The organism is Streptococcus pacificus, assembly GCF_016481305.1.
GTDB lineage: Bacteria > Bacillota > Bacilli > Lactobacillales > Streptococcaceae > Streptococcus > Streptococcus pacificus.
This window is the reverse complement of record NZ_JAENBO010000001.1, coordinates 197,676-218,948: the sequence shown is the minus strand read 5'-3', so window position 1 is coordinate 218,948 and position 21,273 is coordinate 197,676. Positions and strand designations below refer to the sequence as shown.

Annotated in this window: 11 protein-coding genes; all 11 read right to left on the bottom strand. The window is 32.4% G+C overall.

Annotated elements, in window-relative coordinates:
* Positions 1-41 precede the first annotated feature (41 nt).
* Entirely contained in the window at positions 42-2,669 is a 2,628-nt protein-coding gene (gene ppdK / locus JHK62_RS01010; protein ID WP_199574819.1) for a pyruvate, phosphate dikinase, read from the bottom strand.
* Between the two features lie 988 nt (positions 2,670-3,657).
* A complete protein-coding gene (locus JHK62_RS01005; RefSeq protein WP_199574818.1) occupies positions 3,658-5,052 on the bottom strand; it encodes an AAA family ATPase in 1,395 nt (464 codons plus the stop codon).
* Positions 5,053-5,061: 9 nt separating this feature from the next.
* Positions 5,062-6,099, bottom strand: coding sequence for a hypothetical protein (locus JHK62_RS01000; protein WP_199574817.1), 1,038 nt, complete (start codon positions 6,097-6,099; stop codon positions 5,062-5,064).
* 13 nt (positions 6,100-6,112) lie between these two features.
* Positions 6,113-6,742: a hypothetical protein gene (locus JHK62_RS00995; protein ID WP_199574816.1), complete on the bottom strand. Its 630-nt coding sequence runs from the start codon at positions 6,740-6,742 to the stop codon at positions 6,113-6,115.
* A gap of 366 nt (positions 6,743-7,108) precedes the next feature.
* Complete coding sequence (locus JHK62_RS00990; protein WP_199574815.1) at positions 7,109-7,537, bottom strand: hypothetical protein; 429 nt, start codon at positions 7,535-7,537, stop codon at positions 7,109-7,111.
* Entirely contained in the window at positions 7,534-8,355 is an 822-nt protein-coding gene (locus JHK62_RS00985) for a hypothetical protein (protein WP_199574814.1), read from the bottom strand. The genes JHK62_RS00990 and JHK62_RS00985 overlap by 4 nt, the downstream gene beginning before the upstream one ends.
* Positions 8,356-8,572: 217 nt before the next feature.
* Positions 8,573-9,397, bottom strand: coding sequence for a hypothetical protein (locus JHK62_RS00980; protein WP_199574813.1), 825 nt, complete (start codon positions 9,395-9,397; stop codon positions 8,573-8,575).
* Positions 9,398-9,547: 150 nt separating this feature from the next.
* Positions 9,548-11,341 (bottom strand): DUF262 domain-containing protein, encoded by a 1,794-nt coding sequence (locus JHK62_RS00975; protein ID WP_199574812.1) that lies wholly within the window; start codon positions 11,339-11,341, stop codon positions 9,548-9,550.
* A 2-nt stretch (positions 11,342-11,343) separates the two neighbouring features.
* Complete coding sequence (locus JHK62_RS00970; RefSeq protein ID WP_199574811.1) at positions 11,344-12,639, bottom strand: DUF7834 domain-containing protein; 1,296 nt, start codon at positions 12,637-12,639, stop codon at positions 11,344-11,346.
* A gap of 696 nt (positions 12,640-13,335) precedes the next feature.
* Positions 13,336-14,055, bottom strand: a complete 720-nt coding sequence (locus JHK62_RS00965; protein ID WP_199575234.1) for a pseudouridine synthase — start codon at positions 14,053-14,055, stop codon at positions 13,336-13,338.
* A gap of 551 nt (positions 14,056-14,606) precedes the next feature.
* Positions 14,607-21,008 (bottom strand): ZmpA/ZmpB/ZmpC family metallo-endopeptidase, encoded by a 6,402-nt coding sequence (locus JHK62_RS00960; protein ID WP_199574810.1) that lies wholly within the window; start codon positions 21,006-21,008, stop codon positions 14,607-14,609.
* Between the last annotated feature and the right edge of the window lie 265 nt (positions 21,009-21,273).

The window sequence follows — 21,273 nt, the reverse complement described above, 5'->3', positions numbered from 1 at the left end:
AAAGATTCTTACCGTTTAATCTTTATTTGAGTTTTTAAATATTATTTATTTAGTATAGCTGCTTGTGCTGCTGCAAGTCTTGCGATAGGAACTCTATATGGTGAACAAGAGACATAATCAAGACCAAGCTTATGGAAAAACGCAATGGAAGAAGGCTCGCCACCATGTTCGCCACAAACACCTACATGAAGAGAAGAATTGTTTTTTCTTCCCAACTTAACAGCCATTTCAATCAGTTGTCCCACACCTTTTTGATCGACTTTTACAAAAGGATCACTTTCAAGAATATTATCCTCATAGTAAGCCCCTAAAAACTTAGCAGCATCGTCTCTTGAAAAACCAAACGTCATCTGTGTTAAGTCATTTGTCCCAAAACAGAAGAAATCTGCTTCTTTTGCAATTTCATTAGCGGTTAAACAAGCTCTTGGCAACTCTATCATCGTACCAACTTCATATTTCAGATCAATGCCTGCTGCTGCAATCTCATCATCTGCGGTTTTAACAACAATATCCTTAACCACTTTAAGTTCCTTAATCTCAGATACCAATGGAATCATGATTTCAGGCTTTATCTTCCAGTCTGAATGCGCTTTTTTGACGGTGATTGCCGCTCTGATAACCGCTGAAGTCTGCATTTTAGCAATTTCAGGATAGGTAACAGCAAGACGACAGCCTCTATGGCCCATCATTGGATTAAACTCATGTAACGAATTGATAATATCTTTGATATCATTAACAGACTTACCTTTTGTTTTTGCAAGTTTTTTAATATCTTCTTCAGAAGTAGGCACAAATTCATGAAGCGGTGGGTCAAGGAATCGAATAGTAGCCGGATTTCCTTCTAATGCCTCAAATATTTCCTCAAAGTCTCGTTGTTGAAGAGGAAGAAGTTTAGCAAGTGCCTCTTCTCTTTCTTCAAGGGTATCTGAGCAAATCATTTCACGAAAGGCGTCAATTCTACTTTGTTCAAAGAACATATGTTCTGTTCGACATAACCCTAGACCCTCAGCCCCTAGTTCTCTTCCTTTTTGAACATCTTTTGGGGTGTCTGCATTTGTACGAACTCTAAGAACTCTAAATTCATCCGCCCATTCCATAATTCTTTCAAATTCATCGACAATTTCTGCTTCTTTGGTCGGAATTTGACCCTCATAGATTTTACCAGTTGTGCCATCTAGAGAAATCACATCGCCTTCATGAAATTCTTTTCCGGCAAGTCTAAATACCTTATTGTCCTCATCCATAATAATGTCAGAACAGCCAGAAACACAACATTTTCCCATACCACGCGCAACTACGGCCGCATGAGAAGTCATGCCACCACGAACAGTGAGAAATCCTTTGGCAGCTTTCATTCCTTCTATATCTTCTGGTGACGTTTCTAACCTCACAAGAATGACAGCTTTTCCTAATTCCCCCCATTTTTTAGCATCTTCAGCTGTAAATACAATTTGACCACTAGCTGCACCAGGTGAAGCTGCAAGTGCTGTTGCAATCGGTTTTGTCTTTTCTAGTACTTTTGCATCAAAAGCTGGATGTAAAAGTGTATTTAAATTTCTTGGATTAATCATTGTGATAGCTTGTTCCTTTGAAATCAAGCCTTCATCAACAAAATCACAGGCTATCTTTAAAGCAGCAAATGCTGTTCTTTGCCCACTTCTTGTTTGCAGCATATAGAGATGATTATCCTCTATTGTAAACTCCATATCCTGCATATTTTTGTAATGATTTTCAAGCGTTTGGCAAATTCTGATGAAATCAGCATACACTTCAGGCATCATCTCTTTTAATTGTTCAATAGGTTGAGGCGTACGTATCCCTGCCACAACATCCTCTCCTTGTGCATTAAGAAGAAATTCCCCCATGAGATGCTTTTCACCAGTAGCAGGATCCCTTGTAAATGCCACTCCAGTACCCGAAGTCTCACCCATATTGCCAAAAACCATCATCTGCACGTTGACGGCTGTCCCCCAAGAATAAGGAATATCGTTATCACGACGATAAACAACTGCCCTTGGATTGTCCCATGAACGAAAAACAGCTTTGATAGCGTCAACGAGTTGTTCTTTAGGATCACTTGGAAAATCTGAACCAATTTTTGACTTGTAAGTCGCTTTAAATTGCTGAGTAAGTTCTTTTAAATCCTCAGCACTTAACTCAACATCTTCTTTTACTCCCTTTTTGGTTTTTATGTCATCAATAAGAGTCTCAAAAATTTTTTTATCAACCATCATTACCACATCAGAATACATCTGAATAAATCTTCTATAAGAATCCCATGCCCAGCGAGGATTTCCAAACTTTTCTGCCAGTTTTTCAACAACAGCATCATTTAACCCTAGGTTAAGAATAGTATCCATCATACCAGGCATTGATACTCTTCCACCAGATCGAACCGAAACCAGTAAAGGATTATCAGGATCCCCAAATTTTTTCCCTGTTATTTCTTCTAACTTAACGATGTAATCTAGAATTTGTGCATACATGTCATCACTAAGTTTTCTTCCATCTTTATAATATTGCGTACATGCTTCAGTGGTAATAGTAAACCCTTGAGGCACTGGAAGATCGAGTTTGGTCATCTCGGCAAGGTTGGCACCTTTTCCTCCGAGAAGATTTTTCATACTCGTGTCTCCTTCCTTAAAGAGATATATCCATTTCTTACTCATAGTTTAACCTCCAAAAAACTCCTTAATCATTATAAAACTAATGAAATGAAAGTGACGATAGGTGTTATTTAATGACTAGAAAATAAGTTAAATTGTTAATCTTATGACGCTTTGATATCCATTGCTCGCAAATAAAGACAGGGATGCTTATTGTTTAATTGTTTAACGCTTTGTCAAATTTTGAGTAGTGGTTGATGACACCCAAAAATTATTAGAATAAGAACCATTTTTCTAAAATTTCATTAATATATTAGAATTGATAGCTCCTATTTTAATTATCAATTAGCTCATGTTACTGAAAATTATCAATTATTGAAAGTTTACTACTGTTACCTCCTCTATGCTCGTTTTTTTTTTGAAACTGGTCATCATTTTTATTAAAATCAAAACAACTCGTTTCATAATCTGTTTATGTGTATTACTTTTTTAGTTTTTAGTCAACGTTCTTTTTTACCATAATGATTTGCGAAGCAATAAAGATCTTAACCACCCCCTTTCCCTCTAAACGACCTAATTGATGTTAAGAGGTAAGCTTCGAAGTTTCAAAAAATATTGTATGTAAATAACTATTTTGTAACCGTTTACATTTGTTCATATAAAAGATTTATTGAAGCGTTTGATTAATGCGACAATTTTCTTGCCCTAGTTCATCATTGTCAATAAACAATAAATGACTGCTAGTTTTTGACCATTCGTTCAAATTGATAGGTGTTTTAGACTTAAATAGACAATAGAAATCATAAAGTTTTATCAATTCTCTATTACTAATCACTCACTTTTTGAACGTACTAAAGTTTCTTTTTCAAACAGTCATTGACAATCACATTACATCCGCATTATATCATATGTTTTTTTAAAATTCTCCATCAAACATTATTATTTTGTTGAAAAATTGTTCAAACATTTACTGTTAAAATGTAACTGACTGAATCACATTCTTTTAAATACTTTTAAAACAAAAGACTATCTTTCTTTTAAGAAAAATAGTCTAGTTGATAATTATATGAGTTAAATCAAGATCTTCGATTGTCATTTCATTTAATTCATTGTCAGTTATCTCAACAAGTTGAGCGAGTCTGTTTGCCTGATTAGACACTGCTCTTTCAAAAAGATTTCTCATTGTACGTCCATTGGCAAAATTTTTAGGTTTATTTTCATTTAATTGTTTTAGATATTCTTTAAAACTTTCAATAGCATTGTTTGCGAGTCTCATATCATTTGAACGACAAAACAATTCAAAAATTTCAAACAATTCTTCTTCGTTATAATCTTCAAAAGAAATCGTTTTATTAAATCTCGATTTTAAACCAGGGTTGGATTCTAAAAATTCTGCCATCGGTTCAGGATAACCAGCAACAATGACAACAAAGTTTTCTCGGTTATCTTCCATGGCTTTTAAAATAGTATCAATAGCTTCTTGACCAAAATCAGAACCACCTTTTATCAAAGTGTAAGCTTCATCAATAAACAGAATTCCACCCATAGCCTCATCTATTTTTTCTTTTGTTTTTAAAGCCGTTTGTCCAACATAACCAGCTACTAAACCAGCACGATCAACTTCAACTAATTGACCTTTGTCCAAAATTCCTAATTGCTTGTAAATTTTAGAAATAAGTCTGGCAATAGTTGTTTTCCCCGTTCCAGGATTTCCTAAAAAAACCAGATGTTTGGAGATGTTTGCTGTTTTAAACCCTCTCTCCTCACGTATTTTTTTGATTTTCAATAGATTAACGAGTGTGTTAACTTCTTGTTTTACTTCTGATAGTCCAATCAGTTGATTAAGGTTTTCTAATAATTCTTCGATAGTTTCTTCTTTCTCCTCTGGAATTTCAGATTGATGAGAACTACTTGATAAATTAACTGATGATTCTTCGAAAAAAACTTTTTGTTCATTACTGTCAGTATTTTGTTTTTGTCTTTCTGAAGTAGATTCTATATTTGTAACGGTTTGAGATAGATAATCATTCAATCCTTTGAGATAGTCTTTGAATTTTTTGACATCTATCTGTTTTTTATCGTATTTGCTGAAAGAATAATATTTTCCCAATTCGATAATCGTTTCAATATAAAGTGGTGACAATTGAATATCTTTTTTTGTTAATAGAGTTTTGTCAGCGAGGCAAAGTATTTCAAAGGAACTAGGAAACTGATTTACTTTGTTAGGTATCTTGATTTCTCTAAGTGAGGTATCTAAGTAAGTTTCCTTGAAATGCTTTACTCGATCTTCAGCTTCTGAAATTGAAATAATTGTAATGAAAGATATAATATCCTGAACAACCATTTCAATAAGATCAGCCATTTTTTTGTCTGACGTTAAGACCGATTGTGCCGATTTACAAGCAAGTAGCAGTTTATCTATTGCATTTTTTACATCTATATTCATAATAAACCTCTAAGCTAATAGTGCTACTTGTTTAGTCGCTTCATCCATTATTTTTTTAGATTCAGGAGATTCTTGACCATTCAATGCTTCCTTTATTGCCTCATCTATGGTTTCTTTCACTTGACGTGAGCTATTTTCACGAAGACTGTTCAATAATTCCAAGTCACCAATGGCTAAAATTAATGCTTGGTTATCCTCAACTTCTTCACGCAAATCTCTAACCTGATTTAAAAGCTCAGTATAGTAAACATCTACTTCACTTGTAGTCATGTTTGTATTAAAAACGCCATGGTCTTGCAGTCTCTCAACAAACCACTCAGAAGACAAAGTCTCGTAAATGCTCATCCATTTTCCATGTGAAGAATGCCACACTTCTTGATCACCCAAAACATCATGATTATTAAAATAATATAGTTCATCAAAATAACGTAAAGATACAGTAAACATAGCTAGTAATGAGAAAATTGAAACAATAAGCGCCTCATTATCTGCAGCAATATCCTTTTGAAAGGCTTTTATCAAAAGAGTTAGGACATTAAATTCTCTATCCACTAATTCTCTCATTTTATCTTCTGGATAAGGTTGCTTTCTTCTACGACTATCAAGCATATCCGTATGGTCTGCTAATACTTTGTTAAATTCAAAGCCAGTCTGGATATCATATCCTTGCTTTACTGTCTGGTGTAGTTGATTGATTTGTTGATTAATTTCAGCGCTAATGCTGTTTAATTTTTCATAAAGAATAGCAAAAGTCACTGCTGTAGCCGCAAGATTTGCACCATTAAGAACCAAGTCCAATTGTTGCATATTGGCAACTTGACGCGTCAATTTTAAATTTTTCTGAACTAAGCGATTATTCTTACTCATTGATTTAATAACCTTGCTAGCCAATTCTTTAACTTCTGGTTGTTGAAAACCATTTAATGCAATCTTTTGAAAGGTTTTAATTTTTTTATTGCCTTGACGAACAACAATTTCAATAATGTTCTCATCATTTAAGAAAGGTTTCAGTTTTTCTAATGAATCTATAAATAACGTGCCATTCATAACTATTATCTCCTTAAAATTTATCTTCAAGCATTTTGTTTAATAAGATATTAACAATGATAAATGTACAAGAAGAAGCCGAATATAAATCTTTTAAATTGAATTTTGGTTTTTTTCCTTGTAGGAAAACCTCTTCCTTCTCATTTTTCATTGAAGTTATGATCTTATGAGAATTGATGACTTCTATAGAATAATTGATATTATGAATTTCCTTATAATTATTTTCAATAATAGCAGAATAAAGACTTAGCATAATTCTTGTATAATCATATAGCTTATTAAAAGTTACCTTACGGCTATCTTTTAACTTTAGAGCTTTTTCATAATATCTTCTAGCCCTAGGAACAATTACAGTAGTATTTTCTCCTTTTTTAGGGGCGGTTGTTTTTGCTATTCTAGTTCTAACAATTTCATCAAGATTGTTCATATAGTTTTTAAGGAAAAAATCAAATGACTTATTAGTTTTCAATTCAAGTTTTTCAAAATAATCACATAATTTTTCAGCTAAAAGATCTTTTGTTATTGCAGAATCCTCAATAATAACAAAAGAAATAAATTTACCCAAAAGAGCTTGCTTTAATATTTCATAATTTTCATCACCAAGATTTAAAACAGTGGTTGTTATAAACTCACGAGACTTCATGTTACTCCTCTTTTCTTAAACCATTTAAATTAGTAAATGATTATCTTCAAAGTCAAAATAAAAAAAATCATTTTACTAAAACTAGTCACTAATTTTTAAAATAATATATTAAATTTCTTTTCCATAATAGTATATCATAAGGAACTCAAAGAAACTATTACTTATACAAAATCATACTATTATTTTTTACACTTATGAAGTCCTCAAATACAACAAAAACGACTAGGATTTTAAATCCTTAGTCGCTTTTTAAAATAATAAAAATGACTCTCCTTTTAATATCTTAAATTCGGTAAAGTGAGATAGATTAATAACTACGATAAACTAATTATATTTATCGCATTCACTATTCTTTATAAAGTTGATTTAATTAAATAGATTACCTAAAAAACTACCTTTTTTTGTAAGATTTTCTTCAGTTATTTCTATCTCAAAACGACCTTTCGGTTTTTTTATTGTTTTATTAATCTCGTACTCATTCTTATAACGATCAATAACTATAATTTTAAATTTAGTATGCTCTTCATATTCTTGTGGAATCTCTACACTAATACTTTTTTCATCTGGATTTTTTATAGGTTCAACTACTTCAGTACCTTTATCAATCATAATACGAATTTCATTAATGATTTCTCCAGTATTATTTATAATTGTCAGTGTTCTTACATCATTCTCTTTTGCTTCAGCTGTTTTATTACTCACAACTGATGATGTTTGAAAAAAAGTATTATATATAAATAATCCAGCACCAATCAAAATAACAACAGATAAAATTAATACACCTATTTTCTTCATCTCTCTCTCCTATTATTTTTAAACAATTGAATTTTATTTCTAACACTAATAGAATCTTTTTTTAATTTTTTAACATTACTCTTAATTACCCTGCTATTTTTAAACATGGATTCTTGTAATATTGGTATAGAATCAATGATTGAAGGTTCGGCTAAAGCATATGAGAAAATGCCAAAAAATGACAACATACCATATAATACGCCATATATTTTCATTGCTTCACTTAGATTATTAAGATTTAATAAGCCTAGTCCAATAATGAATAACATACAAATTGCACTACTAGATTTTAACCCAATCCAAGACAATATCACTGCAATAATCATTATTGTTCTTGAATCCACAGATAACTCAAAATTCAAAATAGTAAATGTCTTATTTACCAGAATAATATTAATAAAACTTGAAAAAAGTAAGATAAAAACTGCTGATAGTAAAAAATCTTTAAGAGGCTCTATGTTTGCAATCCCTTTAAATCTTAGTAAAAATGCAACATAGAATAAAACTGAAAATATAATACTAGTTAAATCAGGACTTATTATTATAGGTGTATGGGAATTCTCTGTAAACCACGGAATAAATGATAAAAAGATTGCTGCAGACATTAAAAATAAACTCAACAATATTAACATTGTTCTATTAAACTTTTTTGTATTTACGATAATTTCAGAAGATATATTTTCTCCATACTCTTCCAAAAATACTTCCCTACCAATTTTCTGAGCCTCTTCCAAGCTATCAGCTTCTATAACATAGGTATGTTTCTTTTCATTAGAATGTACCACTTCACCCTTAGTATGCACTAAAAACTCTGACATAACAACTCCTAAATTTATAAATACAATAATGAAAAATTCTTACTTAAGTATATCAAGTAAGGATTTATCAGTCAATCACTCAGTAACAGTTTAATAAAATAAAATTAACATCGAATATTTTGATTCTATAATATCCATACACTTTTTTGTTATACATTTACCAATTTTATAATGAAAAATTGATAATTTGAAGTGATTAATGGATTATTAATCATTTTTATGAAAGTTTCAATTCTTTTTTAATAGCCTCTATAATACCCTCAACATCTTTAGTATCTTTCACCTTTTTATTGTAATCATCATATAATTGCCAATACTCTTGAGCTAAAGTCATATACTTTTCTAAGTCTTCAATTGTTTCTATATCGTCTGCACCAGATTTTAATAATTTTATTAAAAAATCTTCTTTTATCCATGGATAAAATGTTTCGACATATTCATTTATATCTGTGAATTTTTCCAAAAAATCATACAAAATTGTGAAATTTTCTGATTTTAAAGACTCTAAAAAAATTGATTCGCTATAATATTCTCCAATTTCTTTTAAACTGCAATTAAATTCGTTACACTTTTTTCTAAAATTATAAAATTCATTTAAAAGAGAAAGAAAACTATCTAATCTATCAAATAAATTATTAGGCTGTCGACCCAATTGATGAACTTTAACTTTACCATTAGATATTTTAATTTTTCCTTTTACATTGTTCATTCCTCCTACAACAGGCATCAATGCAAAATTACATTCCTGATGATGATTACTACAACAAGCTAACAATTTATTACGAGTGTCGCTTTGTTTTACCCCTGTCTTATCTTCATAATGACGGATTATGTCTTCAAAAAGTTTTTTCTTTTTTTCATTAAAATTAAACGAACAATCTCCCGAAAGAGTAATTTCAACTTCCTTATTATTTTTATATTTATAAAATAGTCTATTACCAACTGATTTAAAATTCTTTATTGTTGGATTTTCTAAAAATCTATAGTTAATCAAATATGAGCGCCATGCATCTAAATCAGAATCCTTCTCAAAATTGCGCATAAGTATCCATCCTTTCTTATATAATAACTGAAATAAAAAATTCTAAATAAATTTTATCCCATCACTCCCAGTTTCTAACACTTGATAGCTCATCACCCTCCTTAATGAAATACTAGCAGAGTTTCTGGCTGATTAAAAACGCTTCCCTTTTCAAATATTCTCACTAAGAATATCAAACATTTTAGCTTGATGTTCTTTTGCTAAGTCTTCAGTCCATTGGCTATTATTTTTTCGCATCATTGCTGCCATAATTCGTAGTTTCAAACTTTGTTCGATTATTCCAGGGTTTGTGCTTGCTTTACCAATTGGCATGGCATTGCTGAAGGTAGAATTACCTGAAACAGTAATCAAGGCTAGGTTACCAAAGCTATTTAAACTAGCATCTGGCCATTTGGCTTGTTCTGATGGGTGTTGGGGATAGAAATGTTCAATCGAACTTCTAAATTGAAATTGCCAGTCATCAGCTAAAGGTGTGACGATTGTTTCACCCTGATAACTGAAGCCTTCTCTATACAATAAATAATCCAAGTAAGTGAAAACAATTCTGTCAAATCCAAAGCCTGATTTTATTTTATATTGAGAATCTTTGACTTTAGATGCAGCATACTGTTCAAGACTTTTTAGAATATCATACTCTTCGTTTTTCAGATAATTGGCTAAAATAAGTGAAATCCAGTGCATTGTTTTTGGTGAAGTATAGGTAATACGCAAAGCCGATTGCAAGGTACGAAGCTGCTTATTACTAATACTAGCATTAGTATTATCTTTATCTGCTTCTTCCCCAAAGGTTGAAAGGTATTGTGGTTTTGCACTGTTTTTATGATCAACATATTTTTTAAGTTGTTGCAAGGACCATTTCCCAGTTTCCTTATAGTCTCTAGCGTACTCACGTTTTAAAACATATTTGTCAAAAATCACTCGAGCCTTTAACAAGGTAAAAAAGAAGTCTTTTGCTACCTGTTCACTTTCCCAATTCCTTGCCAGATTAGCCAAAAGATTTTTATCGTCTAAACTAGCATCATCATCATTATTTGTTCTTGTGATTGCTTCATTAACTTGTAATAAGAAATTAGGAAAAGAAACAATGGCTTCAAATCGTTCATTTTCATCAGTTTCATCCTGTTTTTCAATTGTTGCTGTTGGTTTATTATCAATAATATCTTGTAGTGACCTAGCCTCTTCTTTATCAGATGTCTCATCATAACTATCTTCTAAAGCTTTAAAACTGTTTATTTTAGGTGATAAATCCGACCAATCCTCTGTAAAAATCTGCTTTCTTTTATCTGATGGAAAATTCATCTGCACATAAGCATCCATATTGGAACAATATTCCCAAATATCTTTGGCGATTTTTTTAGCTCTTGGTGATGTCAACTGCCCCATCAGATTAGCCTTGGCAATTTCATGAAGTTCTAATTGCTCCCCGCGTGTGTTCATGATTTCAAAATAATGATTCAAATCAATCTTAGCCGGTACTTGCACACGGATGATATTAACATGATGTAATCGCTCAATAAATTTCGTTTTATCTAGACCTGTCTTCTTAAAATAGTCAGAAATAATTTTATAACCTTCTTTGATTTCATCAGATTGTAGTTCCTCAATCAATTGCGTCATATCTGGTAAAGCTGCTAGCGTTCGATTTGATTTTTCTCTTGCTTCAAATCGTAAAGCATCTTTACTAAAGGTCATTCCTAAGTACCTTTCGAGTAAGAATAAGGTTGTCAGACGTTGTTGCCCGTCAATCACCTCATAAACATTATTGTCTTTTTGATTGACAATTAAATTACCAATAAAATAGTCAGAATTAGCTGTCTCAATATCATCTATCAATTGTTCAATTTGATCTATTCCCCAAGCATAATTTCTCTGATAAATGGGAACTTCATAAGAAACGTTGGAAAATATTTCTGATACTTTTATCAATTTTAGTGTTTCACTCATGCTTACCACCCGTTCCATTCTTTTAATGCATCATAGACTGCTTTATAGTTATCATTTGGGTCTTCAATCTTATCCATTAATAAGATTTTTAAGTCTTGAGCATCAATCATTTCACTCATTTGTGTAAATAAATCTTTGTTTTCATTGATACGTTCATGTCTACCACAAGCATACTTGTTGATGGTTTGCGGATAAACTGCCTTCATTTTCAAGCGTAATGAATAACACCAAGTGTATAATTGATGCATGACCGAGTCATCTATCGCTTCAAAACTAAATCGATCCGCAAAAAACAGCAACGAAGCTTCATAAAGTTGTTTGATATAAATATCGCCAGTTCTCTGACTTGGTATTTGTTCAGGCTGATGGTAATCTTCAATTTTATGCTTAACCTTATCTAGTAAGTTTGCATAATGCAAGGTCCAAGCAAAGAAACGTTTCCCTGCCATAATCGGTTGAGTCAGCTGAAACTGATTTAATTCCTCAGAACTCAGTAGTTCTCTTGAACCACTAGCATTAATTTGCTCGATAAAAATATTACTTGCCTTATGATAAGTTGCATAATTGTAAGTGTTAGACTGTTTAATGCCCTTAAAATCATGAATCTTATCACTAGAATAATACAAACCATCCTTGTGCTTAAACCAACGAATTACTGGGTACAAATAGTTTCGAAAGAGATCTTCCAAGGCATTTTGGTCTGTTTCTTCCCAAGCAGAAATCAATTGCTGCTTGATCTGTTCTGGATCATGATTCATTTCACGTAAATGATAGGACTTTAACAAGTCGTGTGGTTTGAGAGCTTTGCCACGAGAATTTTGCGAATCAAAAAACTGAAAAGCTTCTTGCTCACTATCCGTCACAATCTGAACAACAGTGCATTTTTCTTGTAGATATTCTTTATACTTTTTGCTCTCATCATCGGAAAGTTCCAAACAACGTTTCTTAAGGAGAGCAAAATTATTATTAATAGCCTCATAAGATGAGGATTGATACTTCTGTTTCAAAAGTGTTTGGGAGTCTTCACCTAAAGCATAGAGTAACAGTGATAGCGTTGTTGTTCTCTGCTGCCCATCAACAATCCGATAGTCCTCATTTGGGAAATTTTTATGGAGAATAACAGAACCCAATCGATACTCATTAATATCTGATTTAAAAGCATTATAAGTATCAGTAAATAACGTATTGGTTGATTTTTCAGACCACCTATATGGCCTTTGATACTCTGGAATAGTTAATTTTTGTTCAAGCAATTCTTTTACCTTAACAATCTTTAATTCACCTTCAATTAATGTCACAATTCTAAACCCCATTCAAAATTAATAATTATATTATAGCACGACTAACTTTATAAAATAATACTTTACCAGATTTTATTTACAAAAAATAAAAAGCTCACGATAACTCGTGAACAGTTGATACTTTTCAAACTCACTCTGTTATATAAGATTAATAACAAATTGATTGATTATTTTTAATTCTCTTTGTATAAGCATTTTCAAATTAGTAGAACACATCATAACAAGTATTAAATAACTTTCGTTAGTCAAAGAATTTTTATTCTACTACTTCAGCTTTAAAAAATATTAAAAATGACGTTTTTGCCTATAAATCGTTACTAGTTACTTCATTAGTTTCAGAAGATTTTTTCATTTTTCTTCTTATTAATAAATAAATAGCTAACAAAACAATAGTGGGTATATTGCCCCAAAAGATTATATCTATAATAACCGTAAACTCACTATTACCAAATCTAATATAATCGAAAAGCCTAACTAATGAGTGTATAAAGCTTAAGATTGGTAGAAGTAACCCAAACCATTTATTCTTAATTTTTGATAAAAACACCTGTGAGATTATTATTAAACTTATTAAAATTAGGAAACTGAAGATAATTAAAAATAGAAATTCTATCATTCTATACACCTCTTTTATTTTATTGTTATATGGAACCAATCACTTAGATTATTCTTTCAGGCTTAATACCACTTCTTCTAATCCAAAAATTGTTTTAATTTTTCTTTTTCTTCTACTGTCAACAAGCGATAATCGCCTGGTAAAAGAGAATCCTCAATAGTAAATGGTCCAAAGGAAATTCGTTTAAGTGAGATGACTTTGAGCCCATAACTCAAAAACATTTTTTTGATTTGGTGGAAACGCCCTTCTCTAATCGTTACTAAAGCCTCGCTTTCATTTTCTGATGACGATAAAATCGTTAAGTCTGCTGGTTTACAAACCGTCCCATCTAAAAAGACGACACCAGCTTGGAAGAAAGAGATAGCATCTTCATCAAGAAAACCATTAACGGTAACTCGGTAGGTTTTGTCAACATGATGACTAGGATGAAGCATCCGATAGCCTAGAGGGCCATTATTGGTGAGGAGGATTAATCCTTCGGTATCACGATCCAAACGACCAATAGGATAAATATCTGCTCGCTTATCCGTTTCTTTCAGAAGGTCAAGCACCGTTTGAAATTTGTTATCTTTTTTTGCTGTGACGACACCCTGAGGTTTGTTCATCAGATAATAAACCGTTTGGTGATAAGCGATTGGCTCACTCCCAACCCTAACCTCCTGAATACTCGGGTCAACGTTGCGACTAGTATCGAGCACAATTTCATTATCAACAGTGACTTGCTTCATTTTGATCATTTTCTTAACCTGATTTCTGGACCCGTAACCCAATTCATCCAATAATTTGTCTAATCTCATAATAATAGTGTAACATTTTTTTGATTCTTTTGTACTACTGTTATGTATTATCATATTGTCCATGGGAGTCTCCCGGATCAATGTTAAACATGGCTGTATCTCTCTTATTGTTGACCTTCACTTAAGCAATATCTATTAATGTCAATTGTCGATCTGATGCTAATCGTTGTTTAACCTTTATATCATTATTATTTTATTATTAATACAAAAAAGCAACTTCTTCTTAAAAAACTTACCATTTTATGTGATGATAAACAATAACTGCCTCTTTATTAACCCTGTTTTTCAACTCTTCTAAGAATATTTAAAAAAATATCTCAAATGCAATTATACTTCCTTATTTAAACGCAAAACTAAAAATGACTAATAAACCCATCAAAGCTATCAAGGCACAAGCTTTAGATTCGGCAATTTAAAATAAAAATTATCATCGGCTTAAGCATAAAAAGAGAGAGAATCAAATGATTCTCTCTCGAACTTGTTTACTAATCACCTACTACAGTTGACAATGAGTTAATATAGTGTTGGATTGAAGTGATAGAAAATTTTTATCAATTAAAAATAGATTGTCTAAACTCATCTGTCTCACGCAGATAAGCATTATAAATTTTCTTTTTCAACAAGTTAACCCAGCTTGCTGGAGTATGATTAGTAGCTCGTGGTAAGTTGTCAAAATCTTTCCGAGCAGCAGCATCCATAAGTTCTTGTAATTGACTGAGACTACTGATAGTAATCGTTTTAGTACTTTGAGGATTTCCTAATTCATATTGTATAGTGATTGGTTTAAGAGTTTGCAATTTATCAATTCTTTCTTGATACATTGCTTTCTTAAAGGCTGCCCAGCTTTCATATTTTCCATTAAAGATATGTTGTAGGACATGTTGGTCTGTAATCAATGGTACATTTCTATTAAACCAGCTAGACCAAGTTAATGAATTTTCAGCAGTAGCAACATCACCCAATTGATTTGATACATAAGGAATGAATCCGTTTTGGTAGCCTTTTTCTGCTAATAATTCAAAAGCAATACGTCTGAACATGACATCTCCTGGTGCGCCTTTTTGATTATCTAAAGCAGCATAGATAGGAGAGTGGAGGCTAGTCGTATAATAGCCGTTACGACCACGTTTTCCTTCTCTATAATCACGTCTATTAAGAATGTTATTATCAATAAGACTATTAAAATCAGTCAATCTGGCAACTTCTTCATCGGTTAGTTCACGGACAGTATTTCCAGCATGTGTCTCCTTACCTGTTTTTTCATCAGTAACATAATAATTTTCAATCGTGCGGTACCATGCTTTTTTAACTTCTGGAGTTGCTTTTAAAACACTTTGAGCTTCTAAATATTCTAAGCTATAGACAACATCAAACATCCCTCTGATATATTGTTGTAAATCATCAGCATTATTAAATCTTGTTTTAGGAGAAATAGTATGCATTCTTGTATCAGAATCAGGATAATCATTGAAAATGTGATTGATTGTCATTGTTGCTTCATCAATATTATCAGGAGATTGTAGTAACCCTAAGGCAAATAGCTCTGCACCAAGTCCTGTTCGTCTACCATTTCCTTCGAAATAAATATTACCATCAAAATTATGAACCATTTCGTGTGTCATAGTAGAGCCACCAACTCTATCTAAAATACGATAAAAAACAAAACTAACATCATGACCAGTTGCATAAGCACCAGCACCATTATTGATATACCATTTTCCAACAGGTCCAAAGAAATCTCTAATAGAGGCATCCTTGGATTCTAAAGTTCTCCAACTAGATCTATTAGCACTATTTCGATAGTTAAATCCATCATAATTGAGGATACTATTTGCTAATTTTTCACGTGATTCTGGATTTAATATTTTATACCAAAAATCAAAATGATCGCGATGCCATTTAGCTGTTGTATCAACTAGTTTGTGCATATATGTCTTATAGTCTTCCCCATTTGGTGCTTGATTATTATAGAGATATCTTTCATAACCACCAAAGGAAATAGTTGAAAGGGTTGAAATAATATAAAGACTTTCTTCTTTCATAGTCAATAAAGGAAGAACCATATTTTTAAATGACCAACTATTTTGCGTTAATTTATCATACAATCCAATGGCAAATTTATCATCACGTGAGGCAGTTTCTTGTTTAGATCTAACCTCCGGAATGTCAGACAACATTTCAACAATGTATGCCTTACTATTATCTTTGAACCAAAGACTATTTGATTTGTTTGGTAAAAAGAGTTGACGATAAGTTTCCAATAAGTTAAAGACCGTATTTTGTTGTTTAGGATATGCCAATAGTTTGCTATAGGTCAAAACGGTATTTTTACCTTTCAACTGTTCAAAGCCAGATTTCCCAATATTTATGATGACATCTAAACTATTACTATCTTGAGAACCAAAGAAGTCATGCTTGAACGCCGTTAAATCTTTTGTATTTAGATCATCATAATTAATGTCGTACCAACGATTCATATAAGCTAAACCTAATAAGAGAGCTTCTTTATTCTCTTTAATAGTGTTTATCAGATAGTCTTTAACACTCTTACCTTTTGTGTTGATAGACTGGTTCATGGTTAATATTTTTCTGATTTGACTCGGTAAATCATTTTTTATCTCTGCAAAACTTTCTTCAAGGAACAATTCGTACAACTTATCATTATCTGTCATTTTAAGAGTCGTTTTTAAACTTTCCTCAGAAAAAACAACAGCACTCAGTTCAGGTAGCACTTGATTTATAACATCGGTATAATCTGAAATAAATTCTTCCGGTGTATAGATAAGATCTGTACCAGCTAGTTGATATTCAAAGACATCTGTATTTTTAAACTGACCAATAAAGTTTAATGGTCGATAGTTGATAGTCCCATCAGCATAATGAAGCATTAGTCTATTAATCTCATTCTTTTGACTAGAAAGATCAATAATAACTTCAGAGTCCTTCATTGGAACTACATCAAGAAGCTTAGTTTGATATAGCTTATCGCTAGTAGATATTTTATTCCCTTGATGGATAATCCATTCTTTATTATAAAATGGAATGAGTTTTTCCACATTATAATAGGCAGTAGAACGATCAGAAACAGCATTTTTAAGCACTGTATAATCTAAATTTTCATGACGTTCTAGTTGATTTTTACTATCAGTAATCGTTGCCGTAATATTATAACTGGTTAATTTATTAGCGATGTCAGCTGGTGTAATCCGTGTTGTCCACTGATCTACTCGTCCTTTATTGTCTGTTGGGACAGCATATGCTTGACGGATATTAGCATTTTTATGAGCAGTATCCCCGTGGATAAGATTACCATTTTGAACGTCAATATCACTAATGACATCATTAACTTGACCGTTAACCCATGTTGAACCAACAATTCCACCAACTTGACTATTTCCAGAATAATTGATTGTTCCTCTAGCAATGGCTTTTGATAAACGAGCATTATTGTCCATCAAACCAACTAGTCCACCACCACGATGTGTCTGACCAGTGGTTGGTAAATTCAATGTCACATTAGTTGAAGCAGAAGTTAGACTGGCTCTATTTAATAGACCAGCAATTCCTCCAACCATGTAGCTAGTTTGCCAGTTGGCAGAACTATTAACCGTTCCTTCAAAGCTAACATTTTGAATAGTACTATTTTCAATCCCAGCACCTATGATACCACCGACAACGTTAGGTCCTGTGATAGATCCTGTGGCAGCAATGTCTTCTAAGTGACTGTTACTAACAGTATTGGCTAAGGCACCAAGCTCTGATGTTGCTACCGCAATGGAGACATTTTTGAGATCAAGATGCGTTATAGTAGCTTTTTTTAGCGTATTGAACAATGGTTTTCTTAAATCATAGATGGCATACTTATTGCCATTATGTTCTGCAGTTAAAGTACCACTAAATTCTTCGACATATGAGCTACCATTTTGTGCAACGTCAAGATCATTAGCAATTAAATGGGCACCTATTGTATAAGAACCACTTGGATTAAGTTTAATAGCATCTATCAATGCCTTAAAATCTGTATAGACAGTATTGTCTGTTTTAGGTTTAGCCACAAAAAAGTGGAAACCTGATTGATATTGTGTATCTGTTGTTGTCTTTTTATCTTGTACTAGTTCATCAAACATCACTGATACTTTATAAGCATTTGGATGATTAGCATCTTCTGAAATAGATGAAATAGGCAATAACTTCTCTTTAAAGCGATCTGATTTAATTTTAATGAAGAAATTATCTAATTGCGTAGGCTTTTCAGTAAATGTCATTAAGCGTTTAAAGTTTTGCCCTTCTTTTTCATAAATTTCTATCTCATCAACATCTTTTAATTCAATTTTCTTATAGTCAAGTCGGAATGTTTCAGTCTCATCCGAAAGCTTAGTGATATTGCCATTACCAATATTATACTGAAGTTCAGTTTTAATAGTGTAGTCAGTATAATAATCAAGGTTTGATATGGTTAAAGGATTATCGATAGTTGTGATTTCGAGTTCTCTAAGAAGATTAGAGCCTTGATAGAGATAAAGTTTAGATGAAAGAGAAGCTTGGTCTAGATCATTCAAAGTAAATGTTACAGTAGCTTCTTTACGTTCTTCATTTTTAGTGATTGTTTTAATAGCCAAAGTTGGGACATTTTTTAATTGACCATTTAAAGCTTGACGTGCAGCTTTTAGATCATCAAGTGCTTTTTTGACATTTGTTTTATTGGCATCTTTATCATTCAAAACAGCATAAGCATTGGAAAGTGCTTGATCATAAGCATTCTTTTTAAAATTTTCTGCTAGTAGATATAACAAATCCTGTTTAACAATGTCTTTATCATCATATTCTGCTTGGAGTTGTCGCTTATCTACTTTTATACCAATGGTGGTGATTTGATCAACAGGAGCTAACGTTTGTGTAGACGATATTTCTTCTGTTTTAATAGTTTGACCATCAATGAGATGGATACGCCTAACGATTTCGCGCTTACCTTTGACTCCAGGACGTATGTCAGCTTCCTCATCTTCATATTTGTCAGCATCGTTAACCACTACATGATTAAAATCAATGTCTTCAATTTCTGTCTCAATTTTATAAATAACTTCAGCTACATTGTCTGCTTGTCTAGGTGCTGTTTCAGGAACTTTACTCTCTTTAACCTTTGTGCCTATAGCAACAATTCGATTGACCGGAGATTGGCTGACTTCATTTGAGATTTCTTCAGTGCTGATCACACTACCATCAATAGTATCAATTTTTGTGGTGATGGTGCGTACTCCTGTTACACCTTCTTGAATAACTTTTGATTCTCCAACAAAAAGCGCATCACTATCTTGCGTTTCTTCCGTAAATGGAATAGTAGATGTTGTGGTTTCTAGTCGACTGTCAACGGTTGCCTCTTTTGTATCTGGTTGAGTAGGGGCAGTTTCAGGAACTTTAATCTCTTTGACCTTTGTGCCAATGGCAACAATTCGATTGACTGGGAATTGGCTGATTTCGTTTGAGATTTCTTCAGTGCTGATCACACTGCCATCAATAGTATCAATTTTTGTGGTGATAGTACGTATTCCTGTTACACCTTCTTGAATGACTTTAGATTCTCCAACAAAAAGCGCATCACTGTCTTGCCTTTCTTCGGTAAATGGAATAGTTGTCGTTGTAGTTTCTAATCGACTCTCAACGGTTGCCTCTTTTGCATCTGGCTGCGTAGGAGCTGTTTCGGGGACTTTACTCTCTTTGACCTTTGTGCCTATAGCAACAATTCGATTGACTGGTGATTGGCTGATTTCGTTTGAGATTTCTTCGGTACTAATCACACTGCCATCAATTGTATCAATTTTGGTAGTGATGGTGCGTTGTCCTGTTACACCTTCCTGAATGACTTTTGATTCTCCAACAAAAAGCTCATCACTGTCTTGCGTTTCTTCAGTAAATGGAATAATTGATGTTGTGGTTTCTAGTCGACTCTCAACTCTTGCCTCTTTTGAGTCTGGTTGTGTAGGTGCTGTTTCAGGAACATTGCTCTCTTTAATCTTTGTGCCTATAGCAACAATTCGATTGACTGGTGATTGACTGACTTCGTTTGAGATTTCTTCGGTACTAATCACACTACCATCAATTGTATCAATTTTGGTAGTGATGGTGCGTAGTCCTGTTTCACCTTCCTGAATGACTTTTGATTCTCCAACAAAAAGCTCATCACTGTCTTGCGTTTCTTCAGTAAATGGAATAATAGATGTTGTTGTTTCTAGTCGACTCTCAACTCTTGCCTCTTTTGGATCAGCTTGTCTAGGTGCTGTTTCAGGAACTTTTACGATGTTAGACGATGTCGAACTGTCTATCTCAACATCTTTGGTATTATCTTTAGGGATTTTAAAATAACCAATATAATCATAGCCATTGATAGTGACTGGCTTTGGTAAAAATTGTGTTGATTCAATCTGAAATGTTTGATTAAACTGAGATAAAACATCATTTTTTAATGCTAAAACTTCTTGTGAACTCATTGTTATTCCGCCAGCTGTCAATAACAAAAGACTAACTATAACTTCTTTTTTATGTTTCTTTTTTATAATAACAATGGCAACAAGTATTAAACCAGATGCTATCAAAGTACTGAAATCAGATGTTTGTTGACCTGTTTTAGGTAGAGTTTTATTTTGAGAATCTGATACTATTTTTTCTTGAGGTTTATAGATAAAATAATAGTCGGTATCATTTTCTTCAATTTGTGAAGGAAATCCTTTTATGATTTGATCATACTCTTTCTTTGTCAATTCGGAATCAGTAACATAGTGGTAGGATATTGTTTTGAGAGCTTTTGTACTAGATGTTAACTGATCGGCCGAAACAATTTGTGCTGGTCCATCAGAAAATCCTACAAATAAGCTCGCGATTGCAACAGACAAAAATCCAATCGTTAGTTTACGAAAGGAAAATTTCTGCCTTTTCTCACGGTTAAAAGGTGCTTTCATTTTGCCTCCAAAAAAAATAATAATATTATGTATTCTATCATAAATATAAGAAGAAAACAGTTGATTTAACCAATAATTTTGTATAATCTGCACCATTACACTTGAAACGAGAAAAAACCAGAAAAAATAAAAAACTTGATGGGATAAGTATCAAGACAACTACTCAAAAAGAAGATAATCATGACTCGTATATCACAAAAATATTCAATATTTAACATACTATTGAAACTCACTATCATATTGTTAAAAACCACTGAAAGAATGC

Bases quoted from the DNA above. Each gene is read 5' to 3' on its own strand.
- JHK62_RS00985 (WP_199574814.1), bottom strand. From the start codon at position 8,355: ATGTCAGAGTTTTTAGTGCATACTAAGGGTGAAGTGGTACATTCTAAT.
- JHK62_RS00965 (WP_199575234.1), bottom strand. From the start codon at position 14,055: ATGAGATTAGACAAATTATTGGATGAATTGGGTTACGGGTCCAGAAAT.
- JHK62_RS00980 (WP_199574813.1), bottom strand. From the start codon at position 9,397: ATGCGCAATTTTGAGAAGGATTCTGATTTAGATGCATGGCGCTCATAT.
- JHK62_RS00975 (WP_199574812.1), bottom strand. From the start codon at position 11,341: ATGAGTGAAACACTAAAATTGATAAAAGTATCAGAAATATTTTCCAAC.
- JHK62_RS00960 (WP_199574810.1), bottom strand. From the start codon at position 21,008: ATGAAAGCACCTTTTAACCGTGAGAAAAGGCAGAAATTTTCCTTTCGT.
- JHK62_RS01005 (WP_199574818.1), bottom strand. From the start codon at position 5,052: ATGAATATAGATGTAAAAAATGCAATAGATAAACTGCTACTTGCTTGT.
- JHK62_RS01000 (WP_199574817.1), bottom strand. From the start codon at position 6,099: ATGAATGGCACGTTATTTATAGATTCATTAGAAAAACTGAAACCTTTC.
- JHK62_RS00995 (WP_199574816.1), bottom strand. From the start codon at position 6,742: ATGAAGTCTCGTGAGTTTATAACAACCACTGTTTTAAATCTTGGTGAT.
- ppdK (WP_199574819.1), bottom strand. From the start codon at position 2,669: ATGAGTAAGAAATGGATATATCTCTTTAAGGAAGGAGACACGAGTATG.
- JHK62_RS00990 (WP_199574815.1), bottom strand. From the start codon at position 7,537: ATGAAGAAAATAGGTGTATTAATTTTATCTGTTGTTATTTTGATTGGT.